This is a genomic window from Anaerococcus faecalis, assembly GCF_013371425.1.
Classification (GTDB): Bacteria; Bacillota; Clostridia; order Tissierellales; family Peptoniphilaceae; genus Anaerococcus; species Anaerococcus porci.
Window position 1 is genome coordinate 1 of record NZ_JABVBA010000008.1, and the last position, 14,915, is coordinate 14,915.

The window sequence follows — 14,915 nt, forward strand, 5'->3', positions numbered from 1 at the left end:
TATTAGACTAATAGGCGCAATCCTCATTGATATCAATGAGGATTGGATAACTTCTTCTAAATTGTATATTAGAATGAAATAGTAAATATTGGACTAGGATAATTTACACAATATTATGGACTTGACTTATTCTAAAAGAAATGTAAATTTATTTTTTCTTAAAAATAAAGCTCTTTCCAATAAAGAAAAAAAATTTATTAAATTCCTAAAAGATTTTCAGATTTAATCCAATATATAAAAAACTAAATAATCTTGCAAAGGAAAAAATTTACATCTTTGAATAGTGTGTACTATAGGTGGTTATATGACCTCGCAGGAGCTGAAATAAATTCAATTGAAGCTATATAAATGTACCTAGTTTCAGAAAATGACAGTCTATACTTCGTAAATAGTAAAAACAAAGCTGTTAAATATAAAACAGATGCCCTTTGCGATCTCACAATAATAGGCAGCAAGTCTCGCTCAATCCCAGCTGCGGCATCTATTCTTGGAAATATAATAAATATGTAATAAAAAGTTGTGTCAAAAAAGGCACAACTTTTATTATAACATTATGTTAATTAGAATTCTTACATAAGCTTCTATATTCCTCATAATTTAAGACATTTCGATTTCTTAATTGTATATTAATTAAATCATACCTATAGTCCACAACCCTATTCCCAAAATACATTTTTATCTAGAATAAGAACTTTTTTCTTTTAAATATTTTTTATTGGCTTGTATTAATTTCTTATAATATTCATCATAGGATTTACTAAATTTTCTAATGAGTGGAATTGCAATCTCATAATATCCATTGTCCACCATGTATTTTTGAAATCTATCTTGTATTTTCTTAACCTCACTATTCAAATACTCATCACTTTTTTTATATTTTTCATAATCAAAAATAAATTTTTCATTATCTTTAAACCATTTTTTTATATTATTCACTGCTTCAATCTTTGATTCATTAATTTTTTCTAAATCTGCCATAGAAAAAGATTTAGTTAATTCTTCAATGTATTTACCTTCGTCATTAGACAATTGAAATTCTGGTAAATTATCTAAGTACTCTATATATTTTTCAAAGGCTTTTTTCCCTTCTTCTTCTAGATTTTCATTTAAAAATATTTTGTATGCTGAAAATAAAAACTGTCCAAAATAACCCGGAAATTTATCCATTAATCTTTCATAGATAGTTTTATTAGTTTCTAACAAATCAAGTTTTTTATTTATCGTAGCTTGCTCTTCTCCTTTGATTATAAGTTCAAGAATTTCTTTCTTTTTTTCTTCAATATTTAATTCAAATTCCTTATTCCTTAAAATCGTAGATAATGAAGAATCTTGTGAATGTAGTATTCCTTTAATTTCAGCTACACTTAATCCAACTTTAGAAAGTACAGAAATTTTTTTTAAAATTTTAATATCTTTATCACTGTAATCTCTATACCCATTCTCAAGTCTTTTGGGATTAATTAGTCCTCTTTCTTCATAATATTTAATAGCCTTTCTTGTAAGACCCGTCCTGTTTTGAACTTCACTTATAATCATAATATCCCTCCTCTATTTAAAGGATATCACCGTCCCTAAGGGACTAGTCAAATACTAAAATTTATTATTTAACTTACCGCTAAATATCACTTTTCCAAAAATAATTAGATATTTCTATAATTCTTTAACTTGAAAGATGAATAACAGTATTTTTTTATCCTTATCTTTTCCATTATAATGATTTTAATACATTGTAATAAATTACATAATTTAAAACTGAGTTTGCACTTATAAACTCTTCGATTTCTAAAAAGCGATTTTTATTCTTTTTTTATTTGCTCCATGATTGAAAAAATTCCTGAATCATCCTGAGCTTTGAATTTTGGCAAATCAATATTATCCCAAATATATTGATACTATAAGTTAAAACTATTTTAAAATCAAAAAACAGGACTTGGTTCGCTTAAATTATAAGTGGCATGTCGTTTACTATTTTGTTTATACTATATACTTTTCATTCTTATCCATTTCTCTATTCTTTGTTTAAACAATAAACTTATGGGTATTAAAAAGGGGTTATTATGTCACAAGAGAGTTATGATATTTCAATATCTTAAAAAATCGTGGAAAGGCAATTATAAAGACAAGTATAATTGCTATTTTAATCAATGTGTTTCTCGCAATATTTAATGCAATTTTAGGTTTGTTTGTTAATTCTATTGCACTGATTTTAGATGCTGTGAACAATTTATCTGATGCTCTTTCTTCTGTTGTAACTATCATAAGCGAAAAAATTGCCAGCAAGGCTCCAGACAAAAAGCATCCAATGGGTTATGGAAGGATTGAATACATATCTTCGATGATTATTGCTGCTCTTGTTCTTTACGCTGGAATTACTTCTTTGGTTGAATCTGTGAAGAAAATTTTAAATCCAAGTCCTGCATCCTATACAATACTTTCTATTGTAGTTATTGGTTTGGCAGTTGTCGTAAAATTTATTTTGGGAAATTATGTGAAAGAACAAAGCAAAAAAATTAATTCTACTGCATTAATTGCATCGGGTTTTGATGCTTTATTTGACGCAATTCTCTCTTTTTCTGTATTTTTGTCTGCAATTATTTTTACAATTTGGGGAATTTCTCTTGAAGCTTATATTGGTATAATTATTTCAATTTTCATGATTAAGGCTGGAATTGAAATAATGCTATCAACTGTTGATGATTTAATTGGTCACAGAGCTGATCATGAAATGGTAGAGAGAATAAAAGAGTTAGTTAGTGAAGAAGAACAAGTTCTTGGAGTATACGACTTAGCGCTTTTTAATTACGGTCCTAATAAATACTATTCTTCCCTTCATGTTGAACTTCCAGACAAAATGCAAGTCGATGAGGTTGACATGTTGACAAGAAAATTACAACACAAGATTTATAAAAAAACTGGAGTAATTTTAATTGCTCTCGGTGTATATTCTTTTAATACTAAAGACAAAAAAGCTACAGAAATTAGAAAAACTGTCGAAAAGAAAATTTTATCTCATGATTGGGCTCTACAAGTCCATGGATTTTACTGCGATATCGATAAAATTTCTTTAAGATTTGATGTTGTTTTGAGCTTTGACATTAAAATAGAAGATGCCCTTAAAATAATAAATAAAGAAGTCAAAGACCTTTATCCGGATTATAAAATTCAAATTGTTCCTGACCTTGATTTATAAAATTAACTTTTAATCTTAAAAACGTGGTTATAATTTGACCCACAAAGTTGTAATAATACCAGAGTGAGTATAATATTTTCTCTGGTCTTTTTGTTCTTTATTACCCAGTTGTAGAAAATTTTTACGCTACATTTTCTCTTTCTATATTTTTCCATAGAACTTGTTTTAATATTTATGAGTTTTTAGATTTAGCATAAAATCTCCAACCCCTTGACTTCGCCATTGTTCTGTTATTAATCTTCTATCCTTGATATCAATAATATCGTCTCCACGTGTCTTGATCTTGGAAATTGGTCAAAAACTTGGTATTTTACGACTTTGTACCCTTTTTCCATGAAAATTTCAATGTCCCTAATTTGGGTTTTAGGGTTACAAGATATATAAACAAATTCTTCTGGATTTATATCTATTATCTTTCCTATAGCCTTAGGGTGAATCCCCTCTCTTGGTGGATCTATGACAAGTATATCATATTCACCCTTTACAAGATTGATTTTTTCTAAAACATCTCCAGCTATAAAGTCAATATTTTCAATTTTATTTTCTCTTGCATTGTCAAAGGCCTTTTCTACTGCTTCTTCTACTATTTCTATACCTAAAGCTTTGTTGGACACTTTTGCAAAAAATTGAGTTATGGTTCCAGTACCGGAATAAAGATCTAAGACATTTTTGCTTTTACTAACACTTGAAAGTTCTATAGCATTTTTATAGATTTTTTCTGCTGTATACACATTTGGTTGAAAGAATGAAAATGGAGATATCTTAAACACTAGGTCATTCATTCTCTCTTCTATATATTCTTTTCCAAATAAAAGTTCAATTGAGTCAACCTTTACAGCATCTGCCAAAGAGTCATTTACAACATGGTATATTGATTTAATAATGCCATTGGTCTTTGCATTTAATAGATTGTGGGTGAATAGTTCTTTTCTCATCGGGTCAAATGACTCATCTGAACTTGTTACAAGGATTACCATAATATCTCCTGTATACATCCCCTTTCTTATTATTAAGTTTCTTAAAAGACCTTCATGGGTTTTTTTGTGGTAGAAATTTGTATTTTTTTCCCTAAAATAAGATTGAACATGTTTTCTTATACTTTCAAAGTCAGAATCTACAATATTGCAACCATTAGTATCTACTATCTCATAAAACCTATTTATTTTATGAAGTCCCAATATTAATGGACCTCCTTTATAAGCATCTCCAAAGGAATATTCCATCTTGTTTCTATATCCCTTAATTTTTGCACTTCTTACTATAGATAGGTCCTTTACTTTTATATCAGATTTTTTTAAAAGTTTTCTTATCATATTATGTTTTAATAAAAGCTCTGTTTCATATCCCATCTTCTGATAAGAACAACCTCCACATATACCTGTATTAGGGCAAAATTCTTTGGAATTTTCAAGTTTTGAATCTTCAATTTTTTCTATGTATTTACCCCTTTTCTTATTTCCACGAGATCTTGTAATCTTGACTCTACACTTTTCTCCGAGGACTCCTCCTTTAAATTCAACAAGTTTATCTTCATCAAATTTTCCTATGGAAATATTTGGATATGCTACATCAATTATCTCTACTTCCTTTATAGGTTTTTGTTTCATTCAATCTCCTTTATTCCAAAATTCATCTATTAAAAATCTAAGTTCATCCTTATCTCTTACTTCTTTTATATTTGCCCAATGTCTAGGGTAAAGTCTTCTATATTTATCCCACAAAAACCTATCATCTATTAGATAGATTATCCCCCTGTCCTTTTCATCTCTTATAAGTCTTCCTGCTGCTTGAAAAATTTTATTAAGTCCTGGGTAGGTGTAGGAATAATCAAAGCCATTGTGGTTGATTTTATCAAAGTGGTTTTTTATAAGATTTCTTTCATCACTGACCCCAGGCATACCAACAGATATGACCATGACACCTATAAGCCTATCACCTTTTAGATCTACACCTTCTGAAAATATACCACCTAAAACAAGAAATGCGGTTTTTTCACTATCATAGGTGAAATTTTGTAAAAATTTATACCTATCTGTTTGAGACATAAATCTCTCTTGGACAAGTATTTCATCATCATATCTATCCTTATAATATTCATAAATATCTTCAAGATAGGAAAATGATGGGAAGAATATAAAATAATTTCCCTTTTTTGAGCTTATAAACTCATGGATAAGATCTCCTATATCCATAAGATTTTTATTTCTATCCTTATATCTTGTTGATATAGGTGTAGCTAAAAGCTTAAAATTTCTATTATCAAATGGAAGGTTCAAGTGAAGTTTTAAGCTATCTTCTGCACCAAGCATCTTCCTATAAAATTCCATCGGTGAAAGAGTTGCTGAGAAAAATATGCAAGATACAGCTTGTTTGTATTTTTCCTTTAAAACTTTTGATGGATCTATGCACTTTATTTCAAAAATCTTATCTAAAGAATTATCATCAAAAGTTAAGGTCATATAAAAACCTTCCATAAAGTTATCTGAAACCTTTATATGATGATTTATTTCAAAAAACATATCTTTTATTTTATCATAGTCTTCTCTTTTTTTATTATCGATTAGAACTTTTTCTAATTTTTTTGAAAGTATAATAAGTTTTTTATCAAAATCATCATTGTATTTTTCACTATAATAAAAAAGTTTTTTGCCATAGTTTTTATACATTTGTTCAAATTCATTAAGTATAGAGTCTAGAGACTTTATTATAGTTTTATCTTTTTTTATATCCATTGACTCTCTTAGGTCTTTAAAGGAAGATTCTAAAAACTCATGACTAAGCATTTTTCTTGACCTTTCCAACAGATTGTGAGATTCATCTATAAGAAATATAAAGTCTTCTAAGCTTTCATCAAAAAATCTCCTAAGATAAACATTTGGATCAAAAACATAATTATAATCACAAATAATTATATCAGAGTAAAGTGCTATGTCAAGTTCAAATTCCAATGGACAGACCTTGTGCTTTTCTGAGTAAGAAGTTATTACATCGTAGTCCATTATATCTTCGTTTTCTAAAATATCTTTAAGGGCATTATTTATCCTGTCAAAGTGTCCCTTTGCAAAAGGGCAGTCGTTTGGATTACACTCGATTTCATCATTTAGACAAATTTTCTCTTTGCTAGTTATTGATACTGCTTTTATGGATAAGTTTTTTTCTTTTAATAAGAATAAGGATTTAATAGCTTCTTTTGCTGTAGTGTTCTTAGCTGTAAGATAAAAAATCTTATCTAATAGACCTTCTCCTAGTGCCTTAACTGAAGGAAATATAGTTGATATAGTTTTTCCAGTTCCTGTTGGTGCATCTACAAAAAGTTTTCTCTTATCAAGTATTGCCCTATAGACAGCAACTGACATCTTTCTTTGCCCCCTCCTATAACCCTTATAAGGAAAAGTTAGTTCTATGGCCGTTTTATTTCTTTTTTCAAGGTTTATAGAAAGAATTTTCGAGAAACTTATATATTCTTTTAGAAGATTAATATAAAATTCATTAAGCTCATCAAGGCTCTTTTCCTTATAAAATTCCTTTGTTCTATAATCATCTAAGGAAACATAGGTTAGTCTTATTCTCACCTTTTTAAGGCCTTTTTTTACAGCAAAAAAGTACCCATAGCAAAAAGCCTGAGCCCAGTGTAGCTTATTTGAAGCATCTAATTTATCTAAGTCTCTAGTAGTTGACTTAATTTCATCAATTGTGTAGGTATCTCCAACTTTAAAAAGACCATCTGCCCTGCCCTCAACATGAAATTCCATATCATCAATTTCTGTAACATTTCTTAGGTAGTATTCAGCCTTATAGTCATCAGAATAAGATTTTTGAATTTGTTGATGTGCCTTTATTCCTTGAACCATCCTATTAGAATCACGAAAGCTATTATCTATATCTCCACTTCTCATAACAAATTCTATCAGCTTTCTTACTGAAGTTTTTATGTACATAAAACCACCCTTCTTTTTTTAATTATAACATATTTAATTGTTTAATAAATCTTCTTTAAGGTATAAAATTATTGAGGTGAGAATATGAATGAAACAATTAAAACACAACTTGAGCATAGGACAATTAGAGAATTCACAGATAAAAAAATTAGTAATGATATTTTAAAAATCCTACTTGATGTTGCAAATCAAACTGCATCAAGCAATGGTATGCAAAACTCATCTATTATTAGAATAACTGATCAAAATATAAAAGATGAACTTGCTAAAATTGGAAATCAAGAATACATGAGAAGATGTCCTGAGCTATTTATATTTATAGTAGACTTATATAGAAACTATAATATAGCCAAGGAAATGGGAAATGAAAATAGCATTATGATAAACTTCGATAAATTTATTCAAGGTTTTACTGATGGAGTTCTACAAAGCCAAAACTTTACAATAGCTGCCGAATCTTTAGGACTTGGCGCAAACTTTTATGGAAATATTCACAATGATACTAAAAAAGTAATTGAGCTATTAAAGATGCCGAAACTTACTTATCCCATAGTAGGTGTCGGTATAGGATATCCTAACCAAAAACCACAACTTAAACCAAGAATGTCTTTATCTAATAAGCTTTATACAAACTCATATGAGTTTAAAGACTCATATCTTGACTCCATAAAAGATTATGATAAAGAAATGAGAGATTATTATGACTTAAGAGATTCTAATAAGAGGTCTGATGCCTTCTCTACACAAATTCTTAAAAAACAGGGTTCAATTATAAAAAATAGAGAAAAAATGTTTGATACCTTAGAAGAACAAGGTTTTGTTATAAAAAAATAAAAACAAAGAAAAAAGCTATTGAAAGGATAAAACTTTACAATAGCTTAAATTTTTTCTAAATTCCTCTACTAGCTCCTCCACCACCAGATGAGCCTCCACCTCCAGAGAATCCTCCTCCAGAAAAGCCACCTGATGATCCGCCTGAAAATCCACCGCCAGAGAAACCTCCAAAGCCACCAAATCCTCCTCCGCCTCTATAGCCACTTCTTCCTGAAAAAAGACTAGATAAAATCATAAATACAACAAACATTATAATTATTGTTCTTAAATCAAAGTCATCATCATCTTCAAGATTATCTTTATAGCTCTCATAGTCACCATTCATATCTACTTGATACTCATCAGCAATCTCTCCAACTACTGCATTAAACCCTTCTTTTATGCCTGTAGAAAAATCTCCTTTTTTCATATAATCAAGCATATAGGTATCTATAATTCTTCCCACCTTTCCATCATTTAGTCTTCCCTCTATTCCGTAGCCTGTTATGATGGATATGTCTTTTTTTTCAGTACCAATCTTTTGTGATATAAGGATTAAAACTCCATTTTCCTTATCTTTATCTCCTATTTGCCATTTACGAAATAAATCAGTTCCATAAGCCATTGGATCATTTTCAATATCTTTAACTGAAACATAGATAACTTGTGCTCCTGTTTTTTGTTCAAGTTCTTTGTTGACCTTAGTAAGATAATCTTTAGTTGGTTGATCTATTAGGTTAAGCTCATCTAGGTAGTAGGTTTTAGGTGCGTCTGGTATTTTATCCGCATAGGCTCTTATTGGTAGAAAAAGAAGAATAAAAGCAAATATTTTTAAAACTAAGGCATTCTTACTTTTTCTCATAATCTACCTAATTTCCAAAGTCTACTTTAGGAGCATCTTGTGCTGATGCATCCGCTTGAAAATACTCAGCTTGCTTAAAACCCATTAATGATGCAAATATACTTGTAGGAAATGATTTAACTTTGGTATTGTAGTTTTGAACCTCCTGGTTATAATTTTTTCTTTCAACTGAAATTCTATTTTCAGTCCCAGCAAGCTCATCCATAAGTTGCGTGAATTGGGTATCTGCCTTAAGTTCTGGATAAGCTTCTGCAACTACATTTACATTTCTTATAGCCTGAGACATTTGTTCATTAGCTTCTGCTAATTCCTTTGGTCCTTTGGCTTCTTCTATACCTGCTCTTGCCTTAGTTATTTCTGTAAGGGTTTCTTTTTCATGCTCTGAGTAGCCCTTAACTGTATTTACAAGATTTGGTATAAGGTCTGCCCTTCTTTGAACCACATTTTGAACTTGGGCATAAGATTGGTCAAGTTGTTCTTTCTGCTTAACAAGTCCATTATATGAAGGAACTAAAACAAGTAAGGCTATCACAATTACTGCAACTATTGCAACAACTATACCAATAGCTCCCTTTCTTTGTCTTTTAATTTCCATAAAATCCTCCTAAATTTTTAACTATTTTATTTATACCCATCTAAAATACATATTTTATTTTTTTCTAATGACTTTTGGATATCTATGGTTCTTTGGTTAGATGAACCCTTAAATTTTAATTTTAAATTTTTCAACTCTTCTACAAAAAGACCATCTACTAATACGTCACACATGGAAAGAAGCTTTTTACTTTCTTTATTATTTATCAATACTTCATATTTAAATCCTGAAAATATCCATATGGACTTATCTGACTTATCTCTTATCTTTCTTACAATCTCTATTAAATCTCTTACTGACTCGAAAGGCTCTCCACCAAGAATGGTAAGACCCTCTATTTCATCTTTTTTTAGATAATCAATGATAAGATTTGTTTCTTTTTCAGTCCAAAGTTTACCATAGTTTGGATTCATATATTCTGTATTGAAACAATTTTTACAATTAGCTGAACATCCTGTTACAAAGAAAGATGTTCTTATCCCCGGCCCATTTGCTACATCATATTTTCTAATTTGTCCGTATCTCATAAATCCTCACTTAAAAAGCCCGCAAAAGCAGGCCTTTATTTTTATATATGCAATACCCTTGCTTTTATTTCTTTTGTTCTACCTTCATTCCAGAAATTTTCTCCAAGATAGCCACAAGTTCTTCTTACGACCGTAAGTTTAGACCTGTCTTTATTTCCACATTGAGGACAATACCATTGATTGTCATCATCTAAAAGCATCTCCCCATCGTAGTTACACTCTGAACAATAGTCTGATTTTGTGTTAAATTCAGCATATTGAATATGATCATATATATATTCTACAATTGTTCCTAAAGCTTTTAAATTATTGGTCATATTCGGTATTTCTACATAGGAAATACAGCCACCTGATGACATATTTTGAAATTCTGATTCAAAATCAAACTTCTCAAATGCAGATATTTTTTCTCTTACATCAACATGAAATGAATTTGTATAGTAACCTTTATCAGTTACATCTTCAATTTCTCCAAATCTTTTCTTGTCTATAGATGCAAATCTATTAGTCAAATTTTCTGCAGGAGTTCCATAAACTGCAAATTGAAGTCCTGTTTCTTCTGTCCATTCTTCTTTCTTTCTATTTAAAAGTTGCATTATTTTTATAGCAAAATCATGACCTTTTTTACTTGTATGACTTTCACCTGTTACAAGCTTACTTGCTTCATATATTCCAATATACCCAATTGTTACTGTTGCATAACCATTTTTTAAAAGGTGTTCTATTTTTTCATGAGGTTTAAGTCTTGCAATAGCCCCATGTTGGAAGTGGATTGGAGATGAATCACTTGTTACATCCTTAAGGTGCTTATATCTTAAGATTCCTACTCTTTTTACAAGCTCCATTCTCTTATTTAAGATTTTAAAGAATTTTTCTTCATCACCTCTCGCAAGAATTCCTATTTGTGGAAGATTTATAGTACATACTCCTATATTAAACCTTCCATCAAATTTATATTCTCCATTTTCATCCTTATATGGTGGTAAGAAAGCCCTACATCCCATTGGGGAGAATACATTTCCCTCATAGTTTTTCCTCATAATCTTAGCTGATATATAGTCTGGATACATTCTTTTTGCTGTGCATTTTATAGAAAGCTCTGTTAGGAAATGATATTTACTATTCTTTTTAACATTGTTTTCATCTAGAACATATATAAGCTTAGGAAAGGCTGGAGTTACATATACTCCCGCTTCATTTTTAATGCCTTGAATTCTTTGTTTTAAAATTTCTTCTATTATTTTAACTGTTTGATCAAGATATGGATCATCTTCATCTGTATGCATAAACAATGTTACAAAAGGTGCTTGACCATTTGATGTCATTAAGGTATTAATTTGGTATTGAATTGTTTGTATACCAGATTCTAAGTCTCTTTGTGTGAGCTTTTGGGCCATTACTTCTATTTCTTTTTGATTTGAAAGAATTTCTGAAGCTAGCTTAAAATTTTTATTGTAGGATCTTTTCAGATACTTACTAAGACAAGCTATATTTATAGATTGACCACCATATTGGTTTGATGCAATTTGTGCTATTATTTGGGTCATAACATTACAAGCTACTTGAAATGACTTTGGTGTTTCAATTGTTTTTCCATTAATAACTGTTCCATTATCTAGCATATCTTTCATATTTACTAAACAGCAATTAAATATTGGTTGAATCAAATAATCTAAGTCGTGAATATGTATGGCTCCATCTTCATGAGCTTCTACAAGCTCTGCATCTATTAACTTTCTTTTAGCCAAGTCTTTTGATACTTCTCCTGCTATAAGGTCTCTTTGGGTTGATGCTATTAAAGGATTCTTGTTTGAGTTTTCGTCCATAACATCTATATTTGTTCTTTCTAATAGACCAATTATATCATCGTCTGTAGTATTTGCACTTCTCTTATAAGCTTGAACAGATCTGTAAGATTCGTATGATTTTGCTGTAGCAGGATTATTCTTATCAATAAGTTTGTAATAAACTTGATCTTCTATTTCATATATTGAAATCTCTTTTTTATTTTTCGATCTTTCTTCTATTTCGTCTGCAATGGTTTGGGCTTGACCATCTACAAATACTCCGTTTGAAGAATTCATAGCTTTTTCTATAGCAATTATTATCTTATCTTTATCAAAATTCACTTTTTGACCATTTCTTTTTACAACTTTTAACATATACAATACTCCTTTTCTTTTCTTTTTAAGTATACCATATATAGATATAAAAAATCAATAACCACTATATATTGTGCTTTTCTCTCTTTTGTTTTGAATAATTAACAAGAAGATAAGCCATTCCATGATACTTGGTGAATAAATATGCTAAATAAGATTTTTAATTAATTCTCTACAAATCTTTATATTAAGCAAAAAAATAGCAGAAAGAATTTTTACATCCTTTCTGCTAATAATATTTATACCTTAGTTTTCTATATTGTAGGAAAGTTCATTATTTTCATCTAAATCAATTAGAACATGGTCTCCTTCCATTATATTTCCTTCAATAATTTTTCTACCAAGACTTGTTTCTATATTGCTTTGTATGAATCTTTTTATTGGTCTTGCACCATATTCTACATTATAAGATCTTTCTAAAATATATTTATGAGCCTTATCTGATAATTTTATAGAAATATCCTTGTCTTCAAGCCTTTTTGAAATATCTTCTATTTGAAGATCAATGATTTTATATATTTGATCACTTGTAAGTGGTTTAAACATTATTATATCATCGATTCTATTTAAAAACTCAGGTTTAAATGAATTTCTCAAAGCTTTATCTACTAAGTCTTTAGTATCTTCACTTATAGTTGCATCTTCTTTAAGTCCTTCTATAAGGAAATTGGATCCTATATTTGATGTCATTATGATTATTGTGTTTTTAAAGTTTACAGTCCTACCTTGGCTGTCTGTAAGTCTTCCATCATCTAAAACTTGGAGAAGTATATTAAATACATCTGGATGAGCTTTTTCTATCTCATCAAAAAGTATTACTGAATAAGGATTACGTCTTACTGCCTCTGTAAGTTGACCACCTTCTTCATAACCTACATATCCAGGTGCAGCACCGATTAATCTTGATACTGAGTATTTTTCCATGTACTCACTCATATCAATTCTAATCATATTATTTTCACTATCAAACATTGCTTCTGCAAGTGACTTTGCTAACTCAGTTTTACCAACACCTGTAGGTCCTAGAAATATAAATGATCCTATAGGCTTGCTGAGATCTTTAAGTCCTGATCTTGCCCTAATTATAGCATCTGAAACACCTATTACTGCTTCATCTTGTCCTATAACTCTTTGGTGAAGTTTTTCTGGAAGAGCTAAAATTTTATTTCTTTCACTTTCTACAAGCTTAGATACTGGAATATTAGTCCAATTTGATACAACATCTGCTATATCCTCATCTGTAACTTCTTCTTTTATAGATGAATCATTTTCTTGGTCCTTTTCTTTCTCTTTTAGCTTTTGTTCAAGCTCATTAAGTTTTCCATATTTAAGCTCTGAAAGCTTTTCAAAATCATAATTTCTTTCAGCCTTGTCTATCTCAACTTTTACCTTATCAATTTCTTCTTTTATATCTTTTACTGAATTTATAGAATCTTTTTGGCTTTTCCATTTATTAAAGTCAGCATTATATTTTTCATTAGCATCTGCTAGCTCTTTTTCAAGTATTTCAAGTCTTTTCTTACTCTTTTCATCATCCTCTTTTTTAAGGGCTGCTATTTCAATTTGAACTTGAAGAATTCTCCTTTTTTCCTCATCTAGGTATTCTGGCATAGTATCTATTTCTGTTCTTACAGTTGCACATGCTTCATCCATTAAATCTATTGCTTTATCCGGAAGAAATCTATCAGTTATATACCTATTTGAAAGTTCAGCAGCTGCTATTACCGCTTGATCTTGGATTCTTATACCATGATAGATTTCATATTTATCTTTTATGCCCCTAAGTATTGATATAGTATCTTCTACACTTGGTTCATTTACTAAAACTTTTTGGAATCTTCTTTCTAGGGCTCCATCTTTTTCTATATATTCTCTATATTCATTTAGAGTTGTAGCCCCTATCACTTTTATTTCTCCACGTGCAAGCATAGGTTTCATTATATTTGATGCATCCATAGAACCTTCTGATTTACCTGCTCCAACTATTGTATGAAGCTCATCTATAAACATAATAATTTGACCTTCAGATTTTTTGACTTCATCTATAACTGATTTTAGTCTTTCTTCAAATTGACCTCTATATTTTGCACCAGCAACAAGGCTTGACATATCTAGAGCAAAGATTTCTCTTCCTTGAAGTGGTTCTGGAACATCTTTATTAACAATCCTTTGTGCAAGTCCTTCAACTATGGCAGTCTTACCAACACCAGGATGTCCTATAAGTACTGGATTATTTTTCTTTCTACGAGATAGGATTCTTTGACAATTTCTTATTTCTTGATCTCTTCCTATAACTGGATCGATTTTACCTTCTCTTGCTTCTTTTGTAAGATTTCTACCATATTTTTCAAGTGGATTATTAGTTTCTTCTGGATTATCGTTAGTAACTTTTTGACCATTCCTAACCTTTAAAAGCTCATTATTAAAATTTTTATAAGTTAAGCCAGATACCTTAAATAAGTCACTGAGTTCTGTTTCTTCTTTTAATAGAGATAGAAATATATGCTCAGTGGATATAAAAGAATCACCCATATTTTTTGCTATGTCCTCACTTTTAAGTAGAACTCTTTGAAAAATTGTGTTGGGATAAATATTTCCTGATCCAGATTGGGATGGTAGCTTATTTAATTTATCTTCAATTTTTTTAAGTAATGGTTTGTATATTTTCATATTTGATAATACTTGACTTACCATTGAGTCACTATCTTCTAAAAGTGCATAAGCTAAGTGAACTATACCAACTTCAGGATTGGCATTTTTTATTGCTATTTGTGAAGCTTCATTTATAGCCTCTGTTGACTTTTGAGTAAATTTATTAAAATCCATAA

General features: G+C 29.7%; 10 protein-coding genes. 2 read left to right on the forward strand and 8 right to left on the reverse strand.

What is annotated here, in order from left to right; translation table 11 throughout:
• Positions 1-675: 675 nt before the first annotated feature.
• Entirely contained in the window at positions 676-1,536 is an 861-nt protein-coding gene (locus tag HV819_RS08020; protein WP_176269967.1) for a MerR family transcriptional regulator, read from the reverse strand.
• 610 nt (positions 1,537-2,146) lie between these two features.
• Here HV819_RS08020 and HV819_RS08025 point away from each other — a divergent pair.
• Entirely contained in the window at positions 2,147-3,190 is a 1,044-nt protein-coding gene (locus HV819_RS08025) for a cation diffusion facilitator family transporter (RefSeq protein ID WP_407926330.1), read from the forward strand.
• A 233-nt stretch (positions 3,191-3,423) separates the two neighbouring features.
• Here HV819_RS08025 and rlmD read toward each other — a convergent pair whose 3' ends face one another.
• Entirely contained in the window at positions 3,424-4,797 is a 1,374-nt protein-coding gene (gene rlmD, locus HV819_RS08030; RefSeq protein ID WP_176269968.1) for a 23S rRNA (uracil(1939)-C(5))-methyltransferase RlmD, read from the reverse strand.
• Positions 4,798-7,128: an ATP-dependent DNA helicase gene (locus HV819_RS08035; RefSeq protein ID WP_176269969.1), complete on the reverse strand. Its 2,331-nt coding sequence runs from the start codon at positions 7,126-7,128 to the stop codon at positions 4,798-4,800.
• Between the two features lie 84 nt (positions 7,129-7,212).
• Here HV819_RS08035 and HV819_RS08040 point away from each other — a divergent pair, with 84 nt between their 5' ends.
• Positions 7,213-7,962 carry an NADPH-dependent oxidoreductase gene (locus HV819_RS08040; RefSeq protein ID WP_176269970.1) on the forward strand — a complete coding sequence of 250 codons (750 nt, stop codon included), beginning with the start codon at positions 7,213-7,215 and terminating at the stop codon, positions 7,960-7,962.
• A gap of 55 nt (positions 7,963-8,017) precedes the next feature.
• On the opposite strand, the gene HV819_RS08045 is transcribed toward HV819_RS08040, so the two are convergent.
• From HV819_RS08045 to clpB, 5 genes are all read right to left on the reverse strand, one after another.
• Positions 8,018-8,803, reverse strand: a complete 786-nt coding sequence (locus HV819_RS08045; protein ID WP_176269971.1) for a TPM domain-containing protein — start codon at positions 8,801-8,803, stop codon at positions 8,018-8,020.
• Positions 8,804-8,810: 7 nt separating this feature from the next.
• The gene (locus tag HV819_RS08050; RefSeq protein WP_176269972.1) at positions 8,811-9,398 is read right to left on the reverse strand and encodes a LemA family protein; all 588 of its coding nucleotides are present in this window, start codon (positions 9,396-9,398) and stop codon (positions 8,811-8,813) included.
• Between the two features lie 26 nt (positions 9,399-9,424).
• Entirely contained in the window at positions 9,425-9,925 is a 501-nt protein-coding gene (nrdG, locus tag HV819_RS08055) for an anaerobic ribonucleoside-triphosphate reductase activating protein (protein ID WP_176269973.1), read from the reverse strand.
• Positions 9,926-9,966: 41 nt separating this feature from the next.
• Complete coding sequence (gene nrdD / locus HV819_RS08060) at positions 9,967-12,087, reverse strand: anaerobic ribonucleoside-triphosphate reductase (protein WP_176269974.1); 2,121 nt, start codon at positions 12,085-12,087, stop codon at positions 9,967-9,969.
• Positions 12,088-12,333: 246 nt separating this feature from the next.
• The gene (gene clpB / locus HV819_RS08065; protein WP_176269975.1) at positions 12,334-14,913 is read right to left on the reverse strand and encodes an ATP-dependent chaperone ClpB; all 2,580 of its coding nucleotides are present in this window, start codon (positions 14,911-14,913) and stop codon (positions 12,334-12,336) included.
• Positions 14,914-14,915: the final 2 nt, after the last annotated feature.